Annotated in this window: 22 protein-coding genes; 10 read left to right on the forward strand and 12 right to left on the reverse strand. The window is 74.6% G+C overall.

Annotation, left to right across the window (positions count from 1 at the left end):
* Positions 1–137 precede the first annotated feature (137 nt).
* Positions 138–1,337: a GTPase HflX gene (gene hflX, locus ABC795_RS06255; protein WP_347060059.1), complete on the reverse strand. Its 1,200-nt coding sequence runs from the start codon at positions 1,335–1,337 to the stop codon at positions 138–140.
* Positions 1,338–1,939: 602 nt separating this feature from the next.
* Positions 1,940–2,152: a hypothetical protein gene (locus ABC795_RS06260; protein WP_347060060.1), complete on the reverse strand. Its 213-nt coding sequence runs from the start codon at positions 2,150–2,152 to the stop codon at positions 1,940–1,942.
* 985 nt (positions 2,153–3,137) lie between these two features.
* Between ABC795_RS06260 and ABC795_RS06265 the strand changes: the two genes are divergently transcribed.
* The 3 genes from ABC795_RS06265 (at position 3,138) to ABC795_RS06275 (ending at position 5,782) form a co-directional block, all read left to right on the forward strand.
* Entirely contained in the window at positions 3,138–4,451 is a 1,314-nt protein-coding gene (locus tag ABC795_RS06265) for a threonine/serine exporter family protein (RefSeq protein ID WP_347060061.1), read from the forward strand.
* A gap of 208 nt (positions 4,452–4,659) precedes the next feature.
* Entirely contained in the window at positions 4,660–4,893 is a 234-nt protein-coding gene (locus tag ABC795_RS06270; protein WP_347060062.1) for a nuclear transport factor 2 family protein, read from the forward strand.
* A 196-nt stretch (positions 4,894–5,089) separates the two neighbouring features.
* Positions 5,090–5,782 carry a hypothetical protein gene (locus ABC795_RS06275; protein ID WP_347060063.1) on the forward strand — a complete coding sequence of 231 codons (693 nt, stop codon included), beginning with the start codon at positions 5,090–5,092 and terminating at the stop codon, positions 5,780–5,782.
* 36 nt (positions 5,783–5,818) lie between these two features.
* Here ABC795_RS06275 and ABC795_RS06280 read toward each other — a convergent pair whose 3' ends face one another.
* Positions 5,819–6,928: an AI-2E family transporter gene (locus ABC795_RS06280; RefSeq protein WP_347060064.1), complete on the reverse strand. Its 1,110-nt coding sequence runs from the start codon at positions 6,926–6,928 to the stop codon at positions 5,819–5,821.
* A 290-nt stretch (positions 6,929–7,218) separates the two neighbouring features.
* A complete protein-coding gene (locus tag ABC795_RS06285) occupies positions 7,219–7,833 on the reverse strand; it encodes a hypothetical protein (protein ID WP_347060066.1) in 615 nt (204 codons plus the stop codon).
* A gap of 495 nt (positions 7,834–8,328) precedes the next feature.
* Here ABC795_RS06285 and ABC795_RS06290 point away from each other — a divergent pair, with 495 nt between their 5' ends.
* Positions 8,329–9,867, forward strand: coding sequence for a molybdopterin-dependent oxidoreductase (locus tag ABC795_RS06290; protein WP_347060067.1), 1,539 nt, complete (start codon positions 8,329–8,331; stop codon positions 9,865–9,867).
* 132 nt (positions 9,868–9,999) lie between these two features.
* On the opposite strand, the gene ABC795_RS06295 is transcribed toward ABC795_RS06290, so the two are convergent.
* Entirely contained in the window at positions 10,000–11,490 is a 1,491-nt protein-coding gene (locus ABC795_RS06295) for a phosphatase PAP2 family protein (RefSeq protein WP_347060068.1), read from the reverse strand.
* Between the two features lie 298 nt (positions 11,491–11,788).
* On the opposite strand from ABC795_RS06295, the gene bluB reads away from it, so the two are divergent.
* From bluB to ABC795_RS06310, 3 genes are read left to right on the forward strand one after another with little or no spacing between them, the layout of a single operon-like run.
* On the forward strand, positions 11,789–13,489 hold the full coding sequence (gene bluB / locus ABC795_RS06300; protein ID WP_347060069.1) for a 5,6-dimethylbenzimidazole synthase: 1,701 nt from the start codon (positions 11,789–11,791) through the stop codon (positions 13,487–13,489).
* Positions 13,486–14,031, forward strand: coding sequence for a bifunctional adenosylcobinamide kinase/adenosylcobinamide-phosphate guanylyltransferase (locus tag ABC795_RS06305; RefSeq protein ID WP_347060070.1), 546 nt, complete (start codon positions 13,486–13,488; stop codon positions 14,029–14,031). Before bluB ends, ABC795_RS06305 begins: the two co-directional genes overlap by 4 nt.
* Positions 14,028–14,831: an adenosylcobinamide-GDP ribazoletransferase gene (locus ABC795_RS06310; RefSeq protein WP_347060071.1), complete on the forward strand. Its 804-nt coding sequence runs from the start codon at positions 14,028–14,030 to the stop codon at positions 14,829–14,831. Before ABC795_RS06305 ends, ABC795_RS06310 begins: the two co-directional genes overlap by 4 nt.
* Before the next feature lie 22 nt (positions 14,832–14,853).
* Here ABC795_RS06310 and ABC795_RS06315 read toward each other — a convergent pair whose 3' ends face one another.
* Both ABC795_RS06315 and ABC795_RS06320 read right to left on the reverse strand, forming a co-directional pair.
* Complete coding sequence (locus ABC795_RS06315) at positions 14,854–15,630, reverse strand: alpha/beta hydrolase (protein WP_347060072.1); 777 nt, start codon at positions 15,628–15,630, stop codon at positions 14,854–14,856.
* Positions 15,631–15,659: 29 nt separating this feature from the next.
* The gene (locus ABC795_RS06320; RefSeq protein WP_347060074.1) at positions 15,660–15,965 is read right to left on the reverse strand and encodes a hypothetical protein; all 306 of its coding nucleotides are present in this window, start codon (positions 15,963–15,965) and stop codon (positions 15,660–15,662) included.
* Positions 15,966–16,129: 164 nt separating this feature from the next.
* On the opposite strand from ABC795_RS06320, the gene ABC795_RS06325 reads away from it, so the two are divergent.
* On the forward strand, positions 16,130–16,390 hold the full coding sequence (locus tag ABC795_RS06325; protein WP_347060075.1) for a hypothetical protein: 261 nt from the start codon (positions 16,130–16,132) through the stop codon (positions 16,388–16,390).
* 100 nt (positions 16,391–16,490) lie between these two features.
* Here ABC795_RS06325 and ABC795_RS06330 read toward each other — a convergent pair whose 3' ends face one another.
* Positions 16,491–17,678, reverse strand: coding sequence for an acyl-CoA dehydrogenase family protein (locus tag ABC795_RS06330; RefSeq protein WP_347060076.1), 1,188 nt, complete (start codon positions 17,676–17,678; stop codon positions 16,491–16,493).
* 26 nt (positions 17,679–17,704) lie between these two features.
* On the opposite strand from ABC795_RS06330, the gene ABC795_RS06335 reads away from it, so the two are divergent.
* A complete protein-coding gene (locus ABC795_RS06335; protein WP_347060077.1) occupies positions 17,705–17,905 on the forward strand; it encodes a hypothetical protein in 201 nt (66 codons plus the stop codon).
* Between the two features lie 35 nt (positions 17,906–17,940).
* A complete protein-coding gene (locus ABC795_RS06340; RefSeq protein ID WP_347060078.1) occupies positions 17,941–18,975 on the forward strand; it encodes an NAD-binding protein in 1,035 nt (344 codons plus the stop codon).
* On the opposite strand, the gene ABC795_RS06345 is transcribed toward ABC795_RS06340, so the two are convergent.
* From ABC795_RS06345 to ABC795_RS06360, 4 genes are all read right to left on the reverse strand, one after another.
* Positions 18,972–19,118: a hypothetical protein gene (locus ABC795_RS06345; RefSeq protein WP_347060079.1), complete on the reverse strand. Its 147-nt coding sequence runs from the start codon at positions 19,116–19,118 to the stop codon at positions 18,972–18,974. The genes ABC795_RS06340 and ABC795_RS06345 overlap by 4 nt on opposite strands.
* A 43-nt stretch (positions 19,119–19,161) precedes the next feature.
* On the reverse strand, positions 19,162–19,566 hold the full coding sequence (locus ABC795_RS06350; protein ID WP_347060080.1) for a hypothetical protein: 405 nt from the start codon (positions 19,564–19,566) through the stop codon (positions 19,162–19,164).
* A 941-nt stretch (positions 19,567–20,507) separates the two neighbouring features.
* On the reverse strand, positions 20,508–21,014 hold the full coding sequence (locus ABC795_RS06355; RefSeq protein WP_347060081.1) for a DinB family protein: 507 nt from the start codon (positions 21,012–21,014) through the stop codon (positions 20,508–20,510).
* A 9-nt stretch (positions 21,015–21,023) separates the two neighbouring features.
* On the reverse strand, positions 21,024–22,673 hold the full coding sequence (locus ABC795_RS06360; protein WP_347060082.1) for an AMP-binding protein: 1,650 nt from the start codon (positions 22,671–22,673) through the stop codon (positions 21,024–21,026).
* Positions 22,674–22,679: the final 6 nt, after the last annotated feature.

A 22,679-nucleotide genomic window follows, 5' to 3' on the forward strand; every position in this document is an offset into this window, starting at 1 on the left:
ACCGGGAGCGCCCGAAGACGCTCCGCGGCAGCCGCTCAGTGGTGCGCGGTGGCCCGCTCCAGGACCCAGCCGACGCCGCCGCACCCGGTCGGAAGCGGCGGGTGTCGAGATCGGGCCGCTTCGCGCGATGACTGTGGTCAGAGTCCGCTGAGGGCCCTGGCGATCGCAGTTCGAAGGTGGTCGAGTCCTTCCCCGGTGATGGCTGAGACCGGCACTGCAGCGGGATACGCGCTGCGCAGTGCGGCCACCCACTCCGGCGGGGCGACGTCCACCTTGTTGAGCGCGAGCAGTTCGGTGTGGTCGCGGGCGCCGATCTCGTAGAGCACCCCTCGGACGGTGGTCACCTGCGCCATCGCGTCGGCGGCGGAGGCGTCGACGACGTGCAGGAGCAGGTCGGCGTCGACGACCTCCTGCAGCGTGCTGCGGAAGGCGTCGACGAGCTGGTGAGGCAGATGCCGGACGAAGCCCACGGTGTCGGTGAGCGTGTACTCGCGGCCGTCTGCCGTCCGGGTGCGGCGCACCGTCGGGTCCAGCGTCGCGAAGAGCGCGTCCTGCACCAGCACGTCGGCGCCGGTGAGCCGGTTGAGCAGCGCGGACTTCCCGGCATTGGTGTACCCGGTCAGCGCCACCGAGGGCACTTGGTTGCGCCGCCGGCGGGAGCGGGTCCGCTCTCTGCGGAGGCCGGTCTCCTTGACCTGCCGTCGCAGGAGCGATATCCGCCGGCGCAGGTGCCGACGCTCGGTCTCGAGCCGCTGCTCACCCGGGCCGCGGACGCCGATGCCGGCGCCGCCGGCGACCCGGCCACCACCGACCCGGGACAGCTCTGTGCCCTGCCCACGCAGGCGGGGCAACTGGTAGGCCAACTGGGCGAGCTCCACCTGGGCCTTGCCTTCACTGCTGCGGGCGTGCTGGGCGAAGATGTCGAGGATCAGCGCGGTGCGGTCGACGACACGAGCCTGCAGCCGGTCCTCCAGGTTCCGCACCTGGGCCGGGCTCAACTCGCCGTCGACGATGACGAGTTCGGCGGAGCGTTCCTGCACCATGCCGGCGAGGTCGCTGACCTTCCCCGATCCGAGGTAGGTCGCCGGGTCCGGCCGCTCGCGGGTCTGGACCATCCGTCCGACCACGGCCACGCCATCGGTCTCCGCCAGTCGCTCGAGCTCATCCAGCCGCGCATCGCTCTCGGCGGACCCGAGGCCGACCAGGAGAGCACGCGGCTCTCCCGCGTCGGGTCCGCGGGACCCGTCTCCGTCGGTGCGCCCGGTGGCACTGTCGGAGGGCACCAGCCAATGACCCGGCATCGAGACTGCTCCTCTGGGCGTCGAGCTGCTCTGCATGCAATAACCGTGACGGTGACCAGCTGTGCTCGGCCGGCAAGTGCCCACCGTCGCTGTCAGACTCGCCGCAACCGACCAACTCCGCCACCGGACGAGGACGTGACGCTTCGGTGCGTTCAGGACGGCGAGCCCCGATCGTCCGCTCTACCCGCATGGCCCCCGGGTGCTTGTCGGAGTGCCACCGGACGAGGTCTTCATCGACCCTCCTCCATGTTCCGCCTGGATCTGCACCGCGGAGGTACGCGACGGCGACCTCACCGCAGCGCTCTGCCTGACGCGGTGCGATGAGGTGGTCGTGAAGCCGGCGCGGGGTGAGCAGGGCAAGGGCATCACCGTGGAAGGGCGGGAGCCCGCCGAGCTCGTGGGCCCGAAAGCTGCCCCTGTCGGCCAGCAGCGTCCCTGCGGCCCCGGCGGGCCAGTTGTGGCAGTCGGTGGAGCCCCGTTCCCATGGGGAGGCAGCCCCACATGCCACGCCCGTGCGGGTCGGGGCCGCGGTCCCGTTGCTGCTCCACGGTCGCTCGCCTCCTTCCGCCGCGCCGTGGTCGCCGCGCAAGGGCTACGGCCCGGCGACGGCGACCACGGACGGGGTCTGGCGCGCCGGATCAGACGAGGCCCTCGTTGTGGGGCTCGATGCTGGCGGACGGGTCCACCCCGCCGTCGGCGTCCGGGTGCACCGTGCCCTGGCCCGGCTCCGAGCCGGAACCCGCGGCGGTGTTGCGGGACGAGCGATCCGGATCGCTCACGTCCGTCGTGGTCGGCGCCTGACCGATGCGCTTGGCGGCTTCTCCGGTCCCGGTCTCCTCGAGCTCGCTCATGATCTCCCTTCCCGGTCCGGACCTTCCGGACCTGGCGACGCCCTACCCGTTCTGCCGGGAGGCAGTCCCCGAACGAAACCGACGCCTGGGAGCGGGCACCGCGCAAGAGCACCCGGACGGCGACACGGCGTTCGCGGTCAACAGCGCCGTGCGGGAGGCCCGTGGTCGTAGGCCGTGCGATGTTCCAGGCCCCGCCGTGCGAGGAAGCGCCGTGTCCCTGCCGTCCGTTCCCGCGTCACCCGAGGCGCTCCAGGACCTTCCGATCCCCGCCCGCCCCCGGCTGAATCCACGGGACGTCGTCGTGCCCGAGGGCTACAGCGTCGAGGTCGTCCTCGCCGGGCTGTCCATGCCTGCCGGCATGGGGATCGACGACGATGGGCGAGCACGTCGTAGCCGAGCGCTCCCAGGCGCCGGCCGAGGGGGATGAGGTACCTGCTGGACAGACCCAGACCGTGCACGAGGATCAGCGGTAGCCGGCCGGGCTCCGCCTCCTGCCGCCAGGTGCGGGCGTGCAGCGAGACGCCGAGTGAGGGCACCTCCGTCCAGACGCTCGTGGGCGCGGTGCCCGACGGAACCCGGTCCGCGGCCGCCGCCACCGCGTCGGAGGCGTCCGCGGGCTCGCCCTCGGGCCGGCCGGAGGATGCTCCCGCGCTCGTGTCGGTCACCGTGTTCCTCGGTTGCGGTCTCGGCAGCGTGGTAGCGGCAGCCGACCTACCCATCAGGTGGTCGTCCACACGGCCCGGACGCTGATCGGTCCGAGCGGCTCCCAGCGAACGGGCCCGCCCGACGAGGTGGCAGACAGCGCCGGGGTGGAGGTACGGCATGTTGTACGCACCGGCACAGCGGCCGGGGAGCATTGTGATCCAGGCGCCGGCCCGCCCCGCGCCCTGGCCGGCGCGGGACCGCAGGTACCGGCCGAGGAACGAGCATCGGAGGAGGCACGGTGGTTGCTGGCCGTCGCAGGGGGTTGCGACGTCCTGGCCCGGTGGGGAAGGAGCCCGTCCACCTTCCCGAGCCGGACGAGCGTCAGGCCTACCGCGTCCTCGACTTCGCCCTCCGGGCAGGCGAGGTTCTCCTCTCCGGCGGCGCGGCAGCCTCGGACGTGATGGCGATGACGATCGCCATCGCGAAGGCCTGCGGCCTGCCGCACGTGGTGTCCGAGGTGACGTTCACGTCGATCACGTTGTCGTACGTGCGGGCCCCCGACGTGGCCCCCGTGACCAGCGTTCGCCTCGTGGAGCAACGGACACCGGACTACACGCGCGTCACCGAGATCCACAACCTGGTCGACGACCTCGTCAACCGGCGGGTCGCTCCGACCGAGGCGATGGAGCGGCTGGACGCCATCCGGAGGCGCCGGCACCCGTACCGGCGATGGGTCGTGACAGGCTTCCGCGCAGTGCTGGCCACGGCGATCGCCGTCCTGATGGGGGGTGGCGTCCTCGTTGCGGTGATCGCCTTCTGCACCACCGTGGTGGTGGACCGTGCGACCGGCGCGCTGACGGCACGCGACCTGCCGGACTTCTACGCCAACACCGTGGGTGCGGCCATCGCCACGGCGGTGGCGGTGCTCGTCCTGGTGGCGGGCCTCGGCGTGCGCCCCTCGCTCATCGTGGCCAGTGGCATCGTCCTCCTCCTGCCCGGGATCACGCTCGTCGGTGCGGTGCAGGACGCCATCAACGGCTTCCTGCTCACCGCCAGCGCCCGAGCGTTCGAGGTGTTCGTCCTGACCGCTGGGATCGTCACAGGTGTGGCGGCGATCCTCTCGCTCGCGGCTCGACTGGGCGTTGCGCTCGTCGTCAACCAGGCGCCGACCAGCGGATGGGGCGACGTCCCCGTCCAGCTCCTCGCCGCCACCCTGGCCGCCGCGGCGGCGGCCGGCGCCAACTACGCCCCTCGGCGGACCCTGCCGGCCGCCGGCGCTGCCGGCGCCCTGGGATGGGGCGCGTTCCGGGGTCTGGGTGAACTCGGCATCGACCCCGCCCTCGCGACGGGCGCGGCCGCGGTCATGGTAGGAGCCGGGTCCTACGTGTTCTCCCACCGGCAGAAGGCGTCGCCGCTGATCTACGTCGCTGCGGGGATCATCCCCCTGCTGCCTGGCCTGACCATCTACCGCGGGATGCTGCTGCTCGCCGAGGGGAACACCGCCATGGGGCTGGTGCTGCTGAGTCAGGCGACGACGATCGGCCTGGCACTGGCCGCCGGCGTGATCCTCGGGGAGTTCGTCGCCCGGCCCTCGTCCGCACGCGCAGTCGACCGGAGGGCTCGGGCCGGTCGCCGCACCCGCAGCCCTCGCTGACCCGTGCCGGGCAGCAGTGGAGGACGGTCGGTCGGCGCGCAACACGCCTGCTGACCCCACATGCTTGGCCACCTCCCCGGGCCGATGACCGCCACGACTGAGTGTGGCCCCCTCCGCACGCGACCATGGGAGGGTGCGTCCCGGTGTGCGGTCGCCCCGCTCCCGCAGGTCCACCTGCCGTCGCAGTGCCGTCCAGGGAGTCATCGCCATGCCGACCGACCCCTTCGCCGCCTTCCGGGTGGCGGTCGAGGCTCGCGACGTCGAGGCTGCAGTGCAGTTGTTCGCGGCGGACTGCACCTTCCTCTCCCCGATCGTCCGCGAGCCCTACCGCGGCACCGGGCCGCTGCGCGCGATCCTCTCCGGCGTCATGTCGGTGGTCGAGGACTTCCGGTACACCGCGTCCTGCGGGCAGCACCCGCGCGCAGAACCCCGGCTCCGGTGACCTGTTCACCGAACTCGGCCCGATCGCGCTGCCGGAGTAGCCGACCTCGGGCGTGACCGGCCCCGCTCGCGGAGCGCCGTGTTGCGACCCGGTGTCGAACGGCGACCGCCAGGGTCCTGGAGGACCGTGGGGGTAGCCAGCACCCGTCCCGGCCGGGGTGTGGACGCCGCCCCGGCTCCAGAGGAGAGGAGGCGCCATGGTGAGCAGGGCAGGGCGGCTGCGGGCCGGCCCCGCACGGCGCGGCGGCCGAGCCGTCGCAGCGGTGGTCGCGGCCGGGGTCGGGGTGGGCAGCCTCGCCGCATGCGGCGGGGACCCGACCGGCCCCGTGGACGACCCGGCGGCCACCGGGGACGCCCAGCGGATCGGCGACACCCTGGACGCCCTCGAGGAGCGCATCGGCGAGCTCGAGGACCGGCGGTCCGGTGCCGCGGAGCCGACTGCCTCCGCGGCACCCACCACCGGTGAGGAGCCGGCCGGGCAGACGGCGCAGCCGGACGACGCCCCGGCGTCCCCGTCGGGCGCTCCGGTCGAGGACCCCGCCGGGCTCTTCGAGAACCCTGAGTCCCTGATCGGCGAGGACCTGACGGTGACCGCCCCCGTCTCCGCCCTCGTCGGGGTGGCCGACGTGGGGGCCGTGTTCCGGATCGGCGACGGGACGGGAACCACCGTCGCCGTCGTCATGGTGACCCCGCCGCCGGAGCTGCAGACCGGCGACGTGGTCCAGGTGTCCGGCACGGTCGGCCGCGTCGCGGAGAGCAGTTTCGAGGCGGACTTCGGCATCGCCGCCGACGTGCTGACCGATGACCCGCAGGCCTTCTTCGGCGACCTGGCCGGCGACGTCGCCATCGCGGCCGACCGGGTCACGCTCGTGCAGCAGCAGGCCGGCTGACCGCCGGCTGGGTGCCCGGGTGGTCCCGCACGGTGGTCACCGGGCGCCCGCGCCCGTCGGCTGCTCCGCCGACGGGGCCTGCATCACCGGATGCGACGGCGGGGGAGGAGGGGCCGGCGCGGGATGTTCCTTCAGGTAGTCGGCGGCCCGGTAGCTGACGGCCACGAGGGGCACCGCGAGCAGTGCGCCGGCGAGCCCCCACAGCATCCAGCCCGCGGTGACCGCGACGAGGATGACCACCGGGTGCAGCCGGAGCGCCCGCCCGACGATGATCGGTTGCAGGATGTTGCCCTCGACCTGCTGCACCACCAGGACCGCGACCGCGACGATGACCGCGTCGGTCGGGCCGTTGGTCACGAGGGTCACCAGCACGGCGACGACGCCGCTGACCGTGGCGCCGAACAGCGGGACGAAGGCACCGATGAAGGTCAGCAGGGTGAGCGACAGCCACAGCGGCACACCCAGGATGAAGAGCACGGCACCGATGCCCAGCGCGTCGATGAGCGCCACGACGATCACCCCCTGCACGTAGCGGGACAGCGTCGACCACGCCGCCTGCCCGGCCCCGTCGACCTGCCACCTCCGCCGGCCGGGCACGAGGCCCACGAGCCAGTCCCACATCGCGGCGCCGTCCTTGAGCAGGAAGAAGACGAGGAAGGCGACCAGGATGACCGCGGTCAGCACGTAGACCGCCATGCTGGCTGCGGCCGTCGGCTCGGGGGTGAGCCGGTAGATGCGGTCGACGACGGCGTTGCGGATCTCGGTGACCTGCTGGGGGTCGAGGCCCAGCGGCCCCTCGATCAGCCAGACCCGGATCCGGTCGATCCCGGCGGCGAGGGGACGGGTGAGATTCCGGAGCCTTTCCGCGGCCCGGAACCCGATGAGGAACCCCACGCCGGTCAGGACGCCGATGAGCAGGAGCACCGACAGCAGGGCGGACAGGGCGGGGGGCGACCCGCGGCGGCACAGCCACCGGCTGATCGGGCTCATCAGCGCGGTCAGGAGCAGGGAGACCGCGATGGCCACGGTCAGCAGCGGCAGGCGCAGCAGGAACCAGAAGACCAGCCAGCCCATGGCCGCCAGGGCGAGCAGGGCCGCGCTGGTGACGAGCGTGCGCACCGCCCAGCGGGGCGCGGCGGACCCCACCGGGGACGGCGACGCGGATCGGGGTGTGGCGCCGTCCGTCCTGCGCGGGAGTGCCGCGACGGCGGTCGTGCCGGCGGGCGGCCCGTCGCCGGGGTCGACGACTCCGTCGCCGGTGCGCCTGGACCACAGTTTCACGTCGTTCGCCAATCCGTCCGCACCGTTCGTCCTCCGATCATGGCTGCCGCCTCTCGCCGGCGACACCGGAAGCCCCCGTGGGCCCGCAGCGGGCCCGGTTGCGGCGGAGGGCCCGGTCGCCCGGGGTCCGCTGTGCGCCGGCTGCCCGCGGGGTGTCAGTCGTTCTGGCCCTGCTGCTGCGTCACCTCGACGCGGTGGGCGCTGATGGCTGCCGAGCTCTCCTCCTGTTCGAACCAGGCGTCCGCGTCCGCGAAGAGCTCCTCGGCCGCGATGCCGAAGTCCTCCTCGAAGGTGTCCCGCTGCACCTGGACGACGGTGCCGGAGACCCGGACGACGTCGTCGGCGTCGAGTTCCATCGGCTGAGTGGCCATGACCACGGCGATCAGCTCGCCCGACCCGCCGGCGAGTCGGAAGGAGCTGCCGACGTCCGTCGTGGGAACCAGCTCCGAGATCTCCCCGCTGACCGTCACGTCCTGCCCGACGTAGGACCGGGTGTCCTCGAAGAAGCCGGCGGTGTCGTCCGTGGTGGCCGCGACGCCGTCGTCGCCCATGCCCTCCTCCAGAGCGCCGACCCGCTCGGCCAGATCCGCGAGCTGGTCCTCGAACGCCTGGAGGTCCTGAGCGGTGACGCCGCCGGCCTCCGCCCCGGCCGACTCGTCGCTGCAGGCGGCGAGCCCGCCGATTCCGACGGCCGCGGCGATCAGGGCGCTCGCCGCGCGACCCGTGCGGCGCGGCCCGGTGGAGGTGGTGCGTCCGGCGACGATGCTCATGTCGGCTCCTCTGCGTCGGGACCACGCCGCCGCGTGGCCGTGGATCGGGGACGACGCACCAGGTGCCCGGTGGAGCACCGAGGATGCCGCCTGCAATCGCAGTGACACCGATCCGCCACATGGCCACGTCCCGGCTGCGGAGGTTCCGGTCGTGGTGGACGGGGCTTGCACAACGGTGTCAGGACGGCGACATGGGGGTGGGCGCGGTCGCAGCGGGCACACCGATCGCGCGGTGCACGGACCGCCCCGCTCCGAGACGCCGGCGCCCCCGCGCCGACGGGCACCGGGGTCGACCAGGTCGAGCAGTTTGCGGTCGGCGGGGTGCAGGCCGCGGTGCCACCGGTCGTCCCCGGCGGGGCTCGGGCGATCGGATCGTGCATGACAGTTCCGCGTCGGTGCCCGGACACCGGTGTCGGGCCGCGGTCCGCGGGACACCGTTCCGTGGTGGCTGACGACGCGTTGACTCCGGAGCAACCGACCGGCGGCGCCCGCCCGGTGAGCCGTGGTGCCGCCGCGCTCGCCGGCGTGGGGTCGGTCGCCGCTGCGCTCGGTCTGGCCGAGCTGGTCGCCGGGCTGATCACGCGCGCGCCCTCGTTGGTCATCGCGGTGGGTGACACCCTCGTCGACAACGTGCCCGGCTGGCTGGAGCGGTGGGCCATCGCCACCCTCGGCACCGCCGACAAGCCGGTGCTCATCGGCGGCGTGCCGGTCGTCTCGGTGCTGCTGGGCGCCGCGCTCGGCGTGCTGGCCCGCCGCCGGTTCCCCCTCGCCGCGGGGGGCATCGCCCTCGTCGCCACGCTCGGGGTCGTCGCCGCGCTGGCCGACGACCGCAACCCCGTCTTCTCGAGCGTGCTCGTCGGGGCCCTGGGCGCCGTCGCCGGCATCGCCGTACTGCACGTGCTCGTCGTCGCACTCCCGCGGCGAGGAACCGGACCTGGTTCCACCGCCGCCGCCCCGACCGCCCTGGGCCCGGTCGACCGCCGGCGCTTCCTCGCGGTCACCGGTGGCGCCATGGTGCTCGGGGTGCTCGCCGGCGTCGGCGGCTACCTCCTGTCGGGACGCGAACGGCTCAACGAACTGCGCACCGCCATCCGGCTGCCGGTGCCCGTGAAGCAGGCCGGCCCCGTACCGGCCGGCGCGGACCTGGAGATCCCCGGGCTGACCCCGCTGTTCGTCCCGAACGAGGACTTCTACCGGATAGACACCGCCCTGCGGGTGCCCGTCGTCGATCCCGACGGCTGGCAGCTGGAGGTCCGGGGGATGGTGGACGAGCCGTTCACCCTCACCTACGCCGAGCTCATGGAGCTGCCGCAGATCGAGGCCGACATCACCATCGCCTGCGTGTCCAACGAGGTCGGGGGGGACCTCGTCGGCAACGCCCGATGGCAGGGCGTGCCGCTGCGTCGCCTCCTCGAGCGGGCCGGGCTCCGGGAGGGGGCCACCCAGCTGATCGGGCGGTCCGTCGACGGCTTCACCGCCGGGTTCCCGACCGTGACCGCACTGGACCTCGAGGAGGCGATGGTCGCGGTCGCCATGAACGGCGAGCCGCTGCCGGCCGAGCACGGCTTCCCGGCGCGGCTGGTCGTCCCCGGCCTCTACGGGTACGTCTCGGCGACGAAGTGGCTCTCGGCCATCGAGCTCACCGACTGGGACGTCGACGGCTACTGGATCCCGCGGGGATGGGCCAAGGACGGGCCGATCAAGACCCAGTCGCGCATCGACGTGCCCGGTCCGCGCGCGACGGTCGCCGCCGGACGGACGCCGGTCGCCGGCGTCGCCTGGGCCCCCAGCCGTGGCATCGAGCGGGTCGAGGTGCGCATCGACGACGGGCCGTGGCAGGAGGCCCAGCTGTCCGAGGCCTACGACGTGGACGTGTGGCGCCAGTGGGTCCTGCCGTGGGACGCGACGCCGGGGCGGCACCGGATCGCTGCCCGCGCGACGGACGGGCTCGGTGAGGCGCAGACCGACCGGCGCACCCCGGTGGCACCCGACGGCGCCTCGGGCTACCCGGTCATCGAGGTCGTCGTCTCCTGAGCGGCAGCCGGCTGCTTGTCGTACTGCCCGCGCCGTCGCACCGGCACCGCTGGGGGTCGGGCGGGCGGGCCCGCGCTCGCCGGTGACCCGCCGCACCCACCGACCGGCGCGCCTTGCGGTCCGTTACTCCGGTCAGGGCACGTCCGCGGTGGCCGGGGCCGGTGCGGCGACTGAGCGGGGGTACCCCGCCGTGCCGCGGACCCCGGGCAGCAGATACCGGGCGCACACCAGCACCCATGCGGTGCCCAGGACCAGGCCGGCGAGCACGTCGGTGGGGTAGTGCGCCGCCACGTAGATGCGGGCCAGGCCGACGGCCGGCGCCACGAGTACCGGCACGGCGAGCACCGCCCACCGCCACCTGCCACGGGCCAGGGTGACCACCAGGGCGGCGAGCGCCCCGTAGAGGGCCGCCGCCGCCGCCACGTGCCCGGAGGGCCAGCTCGCGTTCGTGGCCAGGCCGGCGGTCAGGTCTGCCACCGACGGCCGGGCCCGGTCGACCGTCCGGGAGACGACGAAGTACAGGCCGAGCTCGCCGAGGACCGTCACCAGCACGAAGAGGACCGGCCGCCGGCTGCCGGTGACCGCCAACGCGACAACGACGAGGGTGAGTGACACCGCGACGAACGCCGGCGTGCCCGAGAGCGTGCCGACGGCGGTGGCGACGTCGGTCAGCGTGGCGCTGCGGGCCCCGGTGAGGGCCTCGACGACCGCCCGGTCGAAGCGGCCGATGACGCTGTCGCCCAGGACGGCGGAGACCAGCAGGCCGAGGACGACCAGCGTGGCCGCCAGTGCCGCCGCGGCGGTCAGGAGCCGGGCCACCGTGCGGCGGCCGTCGGGCAGCGCGGTCTGGCCCGAGGTCGCCAGGTGGGGCCGGGCGTGCGGTTCGACGTGCAGCGGGTCCAGAAGTTCGGTGGGGCGGTGGTGGTCGTGCTGCCAGCCGCGGAACGCTGCCGTGGTGACGGCCAGCAGCCCGGCGGCGAGGGCCCAGCCGGCCAGCACGTCGGTGACGAAGTGGACGCCGAGGGCGAGCCGGGTGAAGCCGACGGCGAGGGCCACGAGCAGCGCCGCCACGACGACCCAGGGCCGCAGGCCCCGGCGTACCGCCGGGAGCGCCAGCAGGGCCAGCATCCCGTAGGTGGCCAGCGAGACGGTGGCGTGCCCGCTGGGGAAGCTCGCGTTCGAGGGCAGGTCGGAGACCGGCGCGGCCACGACGGGCCGGGCGCGGTCGACCAGCGCCTTGGTCACCGGTACGAGGACCGCCAGCCCGACGCCGGTGGTCGCCGCGAACGCGGCCAGCCGGCGCTGCCCCCGGATGAGCAGGAAGACCGTGGTGAGGGTGAAAACCAGGATCGCCGCGCCGTTGCCGCCCAGATCGGTCACCGCCTGCAGCACGGTGACCAGCACGGGGGAGTCGTCCACCACCGAGTTCAGCCCTGCGGCGACGTCCTCGTCCAGGGCGGCCAGGGGCGACCACTCCTCCTGCACCAGCAGGAGCAGCAGCAGGAAGGGCACCGCCCCGGCCACCAGGGCGACCAGCCCCAGCAGCGCGCGCACCCCGACGCGGCTCCCCCCGGTGGTGCTACCGGTGCGTGAGGTATCGGTGTGCTCAGCGACCCGGCTCATGCCGACCGGGGTTACCCCTCGCCGGACGGGTGCAACGGCTCGCCACCCGACGATCGCGTTACGGCCGCCGGCCGGCGGTCACCGTCCGGCACGCAGGGCGCCGGATGCCGAAGAAGTATCGTGCCCCGTGCCCTGGGCGGCACTGAACCCGCCGGGTCCGACGCCTCCACGCACGAGCCCGGCCGGCCCGCGGCGACGGATCGCCCGCGTGGGGGACGACGTACGCCGCGGCGCCCGGGCGGGCGCGCTCGTGCGAGGGTGAGCCCTGGGTGCGGCACTTGACGGAGGAGTTCCTGGCATGACCTGGCCCCGGCCGGTCCCCGTGATCGGCGATCGCACCTCCGCAGCCCAGCGCGCGGCCGACCCGTCCGGCTGGGCGTTCGATCCGAACACCGTGGCGGCGCTGCACGCGGTCGTCGACGCCCGCCGCGACGTCCGCCGCTACCGCCCCGACCCGGTGCCGCCGGACCTGCTGCGCACGGTGCTCGGCGCCGGGCACCGCGCCCCGTCGGTGGGGCACTCGCAGCCGTGGCGGTTCGTCGTCGTCACCGAGCAGGCGACCCGCGACCGCGCCGCTGCGCTGGCCGACCGGGAGCGGTTGCGGCAGGCCGAGCTGCTCACGCCCGACCGGCGCGCCCGGCTGCTCGACCTCCAGCTCGAGGGGATCCGCGAGGCGCCGGTCGGCGTCGTCGTCGCCTGCGACCGCCGGGCGCACGCCACCGGGGTGCTCGGCCGAGCCACGTTCCCCGACGCCGACCTGTGGAGCTGCGCCTGCGCGATCCAGAACATCTGGCTCGCCGCTCGCGCTTCCGGGCTCGGCCTGGGCTGGGTGACCCTCTTCCAGCCGACCGACCTCGCCCAGCTGCTGGACCTGCCCGAGGGGGTGGAGACCCTCGGCTGGCTGTGTCTCGGCTGGCCCGACGAGCGGCCCCCGGAGCCGGGGCTGGTGCGGCACGGCTGGTCGACCCGCCTGTCGCTGGACGACGTCGTCCTGGCCGAGCGCTGGCCGGCCGACGGCAGTCCGGAGGCCCCCGTCTCGCACCTGGCCGGGCCGGAGCCGGAGGCCGTGGTCGCCGCCCGCGACTCCGGCGACGACCTGCTCGCCGTGCCCGGCTCGCTCGGGGTGCTCGACCGCGCCGTCGACCGGGTCCTCGCCCTGCCCGGCGCGGAGCCGGCCACCGGGACGCTGGTCGTCGTCGCCGGCGACCACCCCGTGGCCACGGCGCACGCCGTCTCCGCCTACCCGGCGTCGGTCACCGCCGACGTGCTCGCCGCCACCGCCACCGGCGAGTCGCTCGGCGCGGCCACCGCGGCCCAGGCCGGGCTGGCGGTGCGGGCCCACTCCGCCGTGTCGCCGGATCCGCAGGGCGATCTCGTCACCGCCGACGCCCTCACCCCGGCCGCGGTCGAGGCGCTGGTCGCCGAGGGCCGCGAGCTGGGCCGGGAGCTGGCCCGGCACGGGCTGGTCTGCCTGGGGGAGGTGGGCATCGGCAACACCACGGTCGCCGCGGCCCTGACCTGCGCGCTGCTGGGCCTCGACCCCGAGCGGGCCGTCGGGCTCGGTGCCGGCGCCGATGCGGCGATGCTGGCCCGCAAGCGCGCCGTCGTCACCACGGCCCTGGCGCGGGCGCGCGCCGAGCACGGCGCAGCGCTCGGGGAGCCGCGGACCGCGCTCGCGGCCCTCGGCGGGCCGGAGCTCGCGGTGCTCGCGGGGGTCACGCTCGGCGCGGCCGCGGAGGGCGTGCCCGTGGTGCTCGACGGACTGGTCACCTCCGTCTCCGCCGTCGTCGCCGTGCGGCTGGAGCCGGCCGCCCGCACCGCACTGGTCGCCGGGCAGCGCAGCCGTGAGCGGGCGCACGCCGAGGTGCTGACCGAGCTCGGCCTCGAACCACTGCTGGACCTCCGGCTGCGCTCCGGCGAGGGCGTCGGGGCGGCGCTGGGCGCGCAGCTGCTGCTCACCGCGCTGGGGGCCCGGCGCACCGCGGGACGGGTGTCGTGATCGGTCGCCCACCCCGCCGGACGCTGGTGCTCGGCGGCGCCCGCTCGGGCAAGTCCGGGTACGCCGAGCAGCTGCTGGCCCGGGCGCGGCGCGTGGAGTACGTCGCCTGCGGGCTGCCCGCCGACGGCGGCGACCTGGAGTGGGCAGACCGGGTGGCGCTGCACCGCGACCGCCGCCCGGCGACCTGGCGCACGGTCGAGACCGTCGACCTGGTGGGTGTGCTCGGACAGCCCGGCCCCCCGGTGCTGGTCGACTGCCTGTCCACCTGGCTGGCCCGGGTGATGGACGACTGCGCGGTGTGGGACGGCGGTTCCGGCGCCGACGAGCGGCTCGGCGCAGCCGTCGACGACGTCGTGCGGGCGTGGGCCGGCACCCGCCGCCGGGTGGTCGCGGTGAGCAACGAGGTGGGCTCCGGCGTGGTGCCGGCGACCGCGTCGGGCCGCCGGTTCCGCGACGAGCTGGGCATCCTCAATGCTCGCGTCGCCGCCGCTTCCCAGCGGGTGTGGCTGCTCACCGCCGGGCTGCCCCAGCGGCTGCGATGAGCGCACCGGAGCGCACCGCCGGCGCTGGGCCGCTCACCGCGCTGGGCCTGTTCAGCGTGCTGCCCGTGCCGGCAGGCGCCCGCAACCCCGGACCGGGCGTGCTGCGCTGGCTGCCGGTGGTCGGGCTCGTGCTCGGGGCGCTCGCCTGCCTCCCCGGGCTGGCGGTGTGGCGCGGGGCAGGGGAGGGGTCGCCGCTGCTCGCGGCGGCGCTGGTGGTGACCGCGCTGGCCCTGCTCACCCGGGGGCTGCACCTGGACGCGACCGCCGACCTGGCCGACGGGCTCGGCAGCGGGCGCCCGGCGGAGCAGGCGCTGGCGATCATGCGCCGCCCCGAGGTCGGCGCCTTCGCCGTCGCGGCGGTCGCCTGCACGCTGCTGGTCCAGGTCGCGGCGACGGCCACGGTGCTGGGGCAGGCGACACCGGCCGAGGGCGTCCTGGCCGTCGTGCTCGCGACCGTCACGGGCCGGACGGCGGTGCTGCATGCGGCCGCCCGGCCGGCCGCCCCGGGCTCTTCGCTCGGCGTCCTGGTCACCGGTTCCGGGAGCCCGGTGGCGCGCTGGGCGGCCACGGCGGTGCTGCTGGCCGCAGCGGTCGCGGCCCGGCTCACCGTCGGTGGCACGACCGCGGAGGCGATGTGGTCGGCCGCCGCGGTCGTCGTCGCGCTGCTGGGGGCCGCCCTGCTGGCCCGGCACGCCGCCCGGCGTCTCGGCGGGGTGAACGGCGACGTCTTCGGTGCGGTGGTCGAGACGGCGAGCACCGCCACCCTCGTCGTGCTGGCCGCCGGGGTCACCTGGACCTGAGCCCGTGGTCGGGCCCGAGCGCTCAAGCCTCCGGGAAGAGGGAGCGCACCCCGAGCCGGGTCGGCCGGACGAAGGGCCGCCAGGTGCCGGGCGGTTGGGCCAGCCGGTCGGCGACGATCCAGAGCACCGCCGGGTCCACGCCCATGCCGAGGTGGCTGGCGTGCACGGCCACGTTCTCGCTGTGCGGCCCCTCCTCCTGGAGGCAGGCGCGCCAGTCGACGACCCCGTCCCAGCGGGAGTAGACCGAGGTGCTCGGCACCGGCAGCGCCGGAGCCGGACGGACCTCCCCCACCGCCCGCAGTCGGCGGAACTGCCCGACCATGCCGCCGGGCCCGGCCCCGCGGCGCGGCCGCATCGGGACACCGGCGAACGGGGAGCCGAGCGAGACCACCTGCCGGACCAGCCGCGGGCTGCGCTGGGTCAGCCGCCGGGCGAAGATCCCGCCCAGGCTCTGGCCGACGATGCTGACCGGTCCGCCGTGCTCGTCGGCGAGCCGCTGCACCAGGGCGCGGACGCCGTCGACGACTCCCGGCCGGGGCCCGTGGTTGCGGCCGAGGTCCCAGCCCACCGTGGGGTAGCCGAGGCGGCCGAGCCAGGCGCGCAGCGTGCGGGTGGAGACGTCCGAAGCCAGCCAGCCGGGCAGGACGACGACGGGGTGCGGCTCGCCGCGGGGCGCCAGCCGGAGCAGCGGCAGCCCGGCGGCCAGCGCACCGGCGCTGACCAGGGCACGCGCCGGTTCGGTGAGGGCGAGCAGGGTGTCGGTGCGCTCGCCGCGGGCCGGCTCGGATCGGGAACTCACCTGCCCCGGATGCCCGGACAACCGGTGGATCAGTCGCCGGGGGGCAGCACGCGGGGGACGAACACCTCGTCGATGGGCCGGGGGCCGACGTACTGGCGGCAGGTGCAGGGCACCCAGTTGTGCCCCGACCAGCGGCCGCGCTTGTCGTAGGTGTCCCGCCGCAGCTCGGCGTAGCAGGTGTTCGTCTCGGTGTCGTGCTGGCTGAGCGTGTGCCCGCACCCGCACAGCGGCGTCACCGGTGGGGGAGGAGCCGTCCGCCGGCCCCGGCCCAGTCGCCCGGCGACGAAACCGGCGCCGAGCAGCGCCGCGCCCACCAGCAGGCTGATCGGATCCATGGTGCGTGCTCCTCCCGCGAGGCCTCCGACGGTAGCGCGGTGGGCGTTCCCCGGTCGTCCGTCGGCGGTGCCGCTACTGCCGAGCGCGTCCACCGGTATGACCCACGCCACGTCCGACGTGCTCAGGGTGATTGGACGGCGAGCGGCTGGGGAACGTGTATCCCGTGGATACGTACGCCGTCGGGTTCGCCCGTCCTGATCGCTGGTCGGGCGGCACGCGGACCGAGCAGACCTACCCCTGGCACGCCGTGGAGGCCCACCGACCGCCGGCCGAGCTCGACGGCGAGGTGGAGCTGGCCGTGTGCGGTGCCATCGTCCAGGTGTGGGGCACGCAGAAGTGGGAGCGGGTCGGCCTCGGCCGCACCGGCTGCCCCGAGTGCGCGCGCCTCACCGCCCTCGACAACCGGCTGACCAGCGCCCGCTGACCCGGCCGGCCAGGCCCCGGATCCCGGTACAGGGATCCGGGCCCACGCATGTCCGGTGGGGGCGTGCGACGGGCCTCCACGGCCGCAGGGCCCGGGGGAGTCAGCGCTTGTCGGGCTTCCGTCCGCTGATCGCGGAGAGACCGGTGATCGCGCGGCCGACGATCAGCGCCTGCACCGAGTCGGTGCCCTCGAAGGTGAAGATCGCCTCCATGTCGGCGTGGTGACGGGCGATGTGGTGGTCGAGCAGGATGCCGTCACCGCCGAGGATGTCCCGGGCGTCGGCGACGATCGCCCGCGCCTTGGCCGCGTGGTTCATCTTCGCCAGCGACGCCATGGCGGCGGTCATCCGGCCGTCGTCGGCGAGCTTCGACAGCCGCCAGCACATCAGCTGCATGGAGGTGATCTCGGCGAGCATCCGGGCCAGCTTGTCCTGCACCAGCTGGAACCCGGCGATGGGCTGGCCGAACTGCTCTCGCTCGAGCGCATGCGCCAGCGCGAGCTCGTAGGACGCCGTCGCCAGGCCCAGGGCCCGCCACGCCACCGTGTACCGGGTCCGGTCGAGCATCTGCGAGACGTCCTTGAACGAGTGGCAGTTGGCCAGCTTGTTCGCCGCGGGCACCCGCACGTCGGTCAGCGTGATCTCGGCCTGCCACACCGCCCGCAGCGCCGTCTTGCCGGTCATGACCGTGGCCTCGTAGCCGGGCGTGCCCTTCTCGACGACGTAGCCACCGACGGCGCCGTCCTCGCCGCGGGCCCAGATGATCACGTAGTCGGCGATGGTGCCGTTGCCGATCCACTTCTTCTGACCGTTCAGGACGAAGCCGTCGCCGTCGCGGCGGGCCGAGGTCTCCAGGCCGACGGCGTCCGAGCCGTGCTTGGGCTCGGTGAGGCCGAACGCGCCGATCTTCTCCAGACGCGCCATCTCCGGCAGGAAGCGTGCGCGCTGCTCGTCGTCGCCCAGGACGGCGATCGACTGCATCGCCAGGAAGCTGTGCACCCCGTTGAACGTGCCGATGCTGCCGTCGGCGCGGGCGAGCTCGGCGGCGACCAGCCCGGCGGCGACGTTGCTCATCCCGGGGCAGCCGTGGCCCTCGATGGTGCCGCCGACGATCCCCAGCCCGGCGAGCTTCTGCGCCATCTCGAACGGGAAGTCGGCGCGTTCCCAGTAGTCGTTGATGTACGGGGTGACCTCTGCGTCGCAGAAGGCGCGGACCCGGTCCCGGATCTCGATCTCGGCGGGCTCGAGGAGGTCCTCGATGGAGTAGAAGTCAGGGGTGTCGACGGCCACGAGCCGAACGTACGTCGAACAGCAGCATGCTGCCCGTCGTGCACGTCGTCATCGCGCCCGACTCGTCCGGGGGCAGCATGACGGCCGCGGACGCCGCCGCGGCGCACGCGCTGGCGGAGGTGGAGCTCGACGCCGAGCGGTGCCGCGCCGAGGCGCCGAGTTCGCTGCCGGAGCCGGCCGCCCGGGTGCTCGGTGCGGTGCTGCCGCCGGCCACGCGGCCGCGGTAGTTTGCGTCGTCCTGCCCACCGCCCCAGGAGTTCCGTTGCCGTTCCTCCTCCACCGCTTCACCCGGTTCCTCCGGCTGCGCCTGAGCGGTTGGCGGCTGCCGCTCGCGGTCGCGGTGTTCGTCTTCCTCTCCAGCTGGCTGGCGATGGCGTTGGTGGAGCCGGCCGGCAGCACGATCACCGCGCCGGGCACCTACTGGTGGTACTTCCTGGTCACCGGCGCGACCGTGGGCTACGGCGACGTCTTCCCCAGCTCGATCGGCGGCCGGGTCATCGGTGCCTACGTGATCGTGGGCGGCATCGTCACCCTGACCCTGCTGTTCACCCAGCTGTCCGAGGCCCTGCAGTCGCTGCGGGGCCGGCGCCTGAGAGGTGTGGTCCCCCTGGACATGTCCGATCACGTGGTGCTGCTGGGCTACTGGCCCGGGCGCACCGAGCGGATCGTCGCCGAGCTGACCGCCGAGGGGCGGACCCAGGTGGCGCTGTGCGCCTGGAACGACGTCATGGAGAACCCGATGCCGGACCAGCCGGCGGTGCACTTCGTCCGCGGCGACCTCACCCACGAGGACGTTCTGCAGCGGGCGTGCGTGCCGGAGGCCCGGACGGTGGTGATCGACGCCCGGGACGACAACGAGACGCTCGCCGTCGCGGTCGCCGTCGAGCACGCCCACCCGGGGGTCCACCTGGTGGCAGCGCTGCGCGACCTCGAGCGGCGGGACACGCTGCGCTACGTCAGTGCGGGCGTGCAGGTGGTCCAGTGGCACATGCCCTCCCTGCTCACCGAGGAGGCGAACGACCCCGGCATCACGCAGGTCTACAGCGAGCTCATGACCCACGGCGGTCGCAACACCTACTCGCTGACGGTGCCCCCGGGCTTCCCGCACGCCACGTTCGGCGAGTGCCAGCGCCACTTCGGCTCTGCCTTCGGTGCGACGGTGCTGGCGGTGCGCGGCCCCGACGGGCTCGCGGTCAGCCCGCCGTGGGACACCCGCGTCGCGGCGGGGACGACGCTCTACTACGTCGCTGCCGGGCGCATCCCCGCCCGGCAGCTGTTCGCCGGGCACCGCTCCTAGGACGGGTGGCCCTCGACGTCGGCCTCGTCACCCTGCGGTGCCTCGCGCGGCCCGCTCTGCGCTTCCAGGGACGCCTCCATCTCGGGCGTCTCCTGCTCCAGGGCGATGTCGCGCGGCTGCGGCGTCTCGGAAGGACTCGTCATGCATCCACCCTGCCGCAGTGCCGCGCGCCCCGCTCCTCGGTCGTCACTCGCTGCCGGTGGGCAGCCACGCCGGTCGGTAGAGCACCGCGCCGGAGACCGCCGGAACGTCCAGCACCACGGTGCCGGTGAACTGCTGGGACGGCCCGAGCGGCCCGCCCGGGAGGGGCGCCGCCCCGGTGTCGCACGCGCCGGCCGGGCCGACTCCGGTGACCACGGTGCCGCCGTCCCCGACGAGGCGGAAGTCGCCGGCCACGACGCCGCGCTCGCTCCCCAGGCTGGAGAGATCGGCGCCGGTGGTCACCGTGACCCGGACCGCCACGAGCGAGCCGTTGCCCGCGACGACGGACGGGTCGGTGCAGGACACGCCCGTCTGCACGTCGGCCACGGTGACGGAGAGGACCAGGTCGCTGGTCGCGAGGTTCCGCACCTCGAGGGCCTCCCCGGGCACATGCACCGCGGTCGCCGGCTTCGCGGCCGGGGGCTTTGCGGCCGGCGTTTGCTCCGTCGGTAGCTGCTGCGTCGACGTCGACGTCGACGTCGGGGCGGCCGGTTGCCGAGGCGTGGTCGGGGCCGCCGGCTTCCTGGTCGGGGACGCGGGGGTGACCGAGGCCGGCACCGGGGCGACCGGCGGTGGGGTGGGGACGAGGGAGGCGGGCACCTGGTCGACCGGCTCGGTGCGGTCCCCGGCGGACCGGGTCGGGGTCGCCGGGGAAGAGGCGGCCTGCACACCCCGGCTCGCCGGCGACGAACCGGCGTTGGCGGACGCCGCAGGGGCGCCGGGGAGGAACCACTCGGCCCCGGGGGCAACGCGCCGATGGTGGGGATCACCAGCGGGCCCATGCCGCTGCCCTCGGGCAGGGTCCACACCTGCGAGTCCGCCCGGTCGTCCGCTGCCACCTGCAGGCCATCGGCGCCGGCCGTGGGGACGCCCGTCGCGCTCAGCGTCACCAGGGCGGCGGACCCCAGCCCGCCCGTCATGACGGCCAGCGCCCGCAAGCGGCGCAGGGCCGCCATCTCGGCGTTCCGGCGCGCCTCGGGCGACGGTGACGGCCTCGCCGACCGCTTCGGCGGCACGCGCCGGCGCACGGCCGGGGCCGGGGGCCGGACGGCGGAAGGATCGCGCGGGAAGGGCGACGGCCGCGGTGCCGCGCCGGCCCTCGCGTCGGGGGCCGCGAGGTGCGTCCCGGGAGCGGGAGCAGCCCCGACGGCGGACTGGGGCGGGGCGGTCATCGTCATCACCGCCAGGGTCGACGAGCCGGGGGAACGGCGGCGCAGCAGCGGCTGGAACGGTATCCGGCCGGACGGGGTCCGGAGGTCGGTCCCGGACAGGAGCCGCCCTTTCCACCCACTCTTGGACCGCCCGTCCCCCCACACCTGGGGGGCGCCGGGTCAGGCCCCGAGCAGACCCCGCACGTAGCCGATCTGGCCGAGGTGCTCGAGGTCGTCGGAGAGCACGCTGACCAGCCGCACCCCGAGGGTGACCGGCGGATCCCAGGAGGTGTCCACCACACGGTCCAGGTCGGCGTCGGAGAGCCCGCGCAGGAAGTCCACCGACCGGGCGTGCACATCGTCGGCGTACCCGGTCAGCAGGTCGACCGACGGGATGCGGACGGCGGCCACTTGCTCGGCATCGAACCCGTAGCCGGTCGCGCCGGCCTCGAACGGGAGGCCGAAGCTTCCGGCCCACCCCTGGGCCGTCCAGGCCTGCTCGTGCCCGGCGACGTCCGAGAGGTGATCGTCCTGCACCCGGAGGAGGTGCCAGGCCAGCCAGCCGATCGGGTTGGTCGCCGGGCCGGGCCGGCGGTGCAGGTGCTCGGGGCCCAGGCCGTCGAGGCTGCGGTGCACACCGCCGTGCACCCGGTCGTAGGCGTGAACCAGGAGCTCGGCGGTGCGCACGTCGTCGCCCTACTGGCCGCGCAGCTCACGGCGGAGGATCTTGCCCGTGACCGTCTTGGGCAGCTCGTCGAGGACGACCACGTTGCGCGGGTACTTGTAGGCGGCCATCCGCTGCTTGCAGTGCGCGATGAGCTCCTCGGCGGTCGCGGTGGCACCGGGCCGGAGGCTGACGAACGCCTTGACCGTCTCGCCGCGCTTCTCGTCGGGGACGCCGACGACCGCGGACTCCCGGACGGCGGGGTGCTCGGCCAGCACGTCCTCGACCTCGCGCGGCCACACCTTGTAGCCCGACGCGTTGATCATGTCCTTCTTGCGGTCGACGATGAACACCCAGCCGTCGGGGTTCATGAAGCCGACGTCGCCGCTCTTGAGCGCGCCGCCGGGCAGGTTCGCCGCCGTCTCCTCGGGCTTGCCCCAGTAGCCGGCGACGACCTGCGGCCCCTCGGCCACGATCTCCCCGATCTCGCCGAGCGGGAGGTCGCGGCCCTCGTCGTCCTGGATGCGCACGATGGTGTTCGGCGCCGGGACGCCCACCGAGAGCGCGCCCGAGATCGGGTCGACCGGTGAGGCCGCGCCGAACGGGGTGACCGTCATCGGCGACGTCGTCTCGGTGAGGCCGTAGGCGTTGTGCACGTGCTTGCCGGTCGCGGCCAGGAAGTTCTGCTCGGCCGTCGGGGAGATGGCCGCGCCGCCGGAGTAGACCGAGGTGAACGACGCGAAGTGGTCCTTGCTGAACCCCGGTGCGTTGAGCAGCGCGCTGAACGCGGTGATGGCACCGATGGTGAACGCCGGCCGGTGCTCGACGAAGGCGTCGAGCACCACCTGGGGCTCGAAGCGGTAGGCCAGCACGAGCGGCGCCGGCGCCAGCAGACTGACCGCGATGTGCCCGATCAGCCCGGTGATGTGGAACAGCGGGGCGATCCCGAAGATGGCGCCGTCCCGTCCGGCGTGCACCCAGTCGCGGTAGACCTGCGCGGTGAACACCACGTTCCGGTGGGTGTTCATCGCGCCCTTGGGCACCCCGGTGGTCCCCGACGTGTAGGTCAGGAACGCGACGTCGTCGGCCCGCAGGCCGACCGGCGGCGGGACCTCGCCGCGGTGCGCCGCGACCAGCTCGAGGAGGTCGGTCGTGCCCTCGTGCCGCTGTCGGCTGGTGCCGGCGAACAGCCGCTCGTCGTCACGGGTCTGGAACTCCAGCTCGCTGGTGGTCAGCACCAGGCGCACGTCGGTGTCGGGCACCACCTCGCGGGCCACCTGGTCGTAGAGCGACTCGAGGGAGAGCAGCACCACGGCCCCGGAGTCCTTGAGCAGGTAGGACAGCTCCCGCTGCCGGCTCATCGGGTTGATCGAGACCATGGTGCCGCCGGCCTTCCAGGCGGCGACCATCGCGATGACGAACTGCGGCACGTTCTGCAGGTAGACCGCGAGCCGGTCACCGGGGCCGAACCCGTGCGCGAGCAGCCCGGCGGCCAGACCGTCGCTGAGCTCGTCCAGCTCCTGCCGGGTGATCGTGCCGTCGAAGTACCGCAGCGCCACCGCCGCGGGGTCGCGCGCGACCCCGACCCGGAACATGTCCAGGGCGCTCTCGAACTCGATGGCGTAGTCGGCCGGCTGGTCGCCGTAGAGGGCCAGCCAGGGACGCTCGTCGTAGGCGCTCATGCCGAC

It is taken from the genome of Blastococcus sp. HT6-30, from assembly GCF_039729015.1.
Taxonomy (GTDB): domain Bacteria; phylum Actinomycetota; class Actinomycetes; order Mycobacteriales; family Geodermatophilaceae; genus Blastococcus.

What these genes read in the sequence shown, in the direction of transcription:
- ABC795_RS06295 (WP_347060068.1), bottom strand. Translation starts at nt 11,490, where the DNA reads ATGAGCCGGGTCGCTGAGCACACCGATACCTCACGCACCGGTAGCACC.
- bluB (WP_347060069.1), top strand. Translation starts at nt 11,789, where the DNA reads ATGACCTGGCCCCGGCCGGTCCCCGTGATCGGCGATCGCACCTCCGCA.
- ABC795_RS06345 (WP_347060079.1), bottom strand. Translation starts at nt 19,118, where the DNA reads ATGACGAGTCCTTCCGAGACGCCGCAGCCGCGCGACATCGCCCTGGAG.
- ABC795_RS06260 (WP_347060060.1), bottom strand. Translation starts at nt 2,152, where the DNA reads ATGAGCGAGCTCGAGGAGACCGGGACCGGAGAAGCCGCCAAGCGCATC.
- ABC795_RS06360 (WP_347060082.1), bottom strand. Translation starts at nt 22,673, where the DNA reads ATGAGCGCCTACGACGAGCGTCCCTGGCTGGCCCTCTACGGCGACCAG.
- ABC795_RS06320 (WP_347060074.1), bottom strand. Translation starts at nt 15,965, where the DNA reads ATGGATCCGATCAGCCTGCTGGTGGGCGCGGCGCTGCTCGGCGCCGGT.
- ABC795_RS06275 (WP_347060063.1), top strand. Translation starts at nt 5,090, where the DNA reads ATGGTGAGCAGGGCAGGGCGGCTGCGGGCCGGCCCCGCACGGCGCGGC.
- ABC795_RS06335 (WP_347060077.1), top strand. Translation starts at nt 17,705, where the DNA reads ATGCTGCCCGTCGTGCACGTCGTCATCGCGCCCGACTCGTCCGGGGGC.
- ABC795_RS06270 (WP_347060062.1), top strand. Translation starts at nt 4,660, where the DNA reads ATGCCGACCGACCCCTTCGCCGCCTTCCGGGTGGCGGTCGAGGCTCGC.
- ABC795_RS06310 (WP_347060071.1), top strand. Translation starts at nt 14,028, where the DNA reads ATGAGCGCACCGGAGCGCACCGCCGGCGCTGGGCCGCTCACCGCGCTG.
- ABC795_RS06285 (WP_347060066.1), bottom strand. Translation starts at nt 7,833, where the DNA reads ATGAGCATCGTCGCCGGACGCACCACCTCCACCGGGCCGCGCCGCACG.
- hflX (WP_347060059.1), bottom strand. Translation starts at nt 1,337, where the DNA reads ATGCAGAGCAGCTCGACGCCCAGAGGAGCAGTCTCGATGCCGGGTCAT.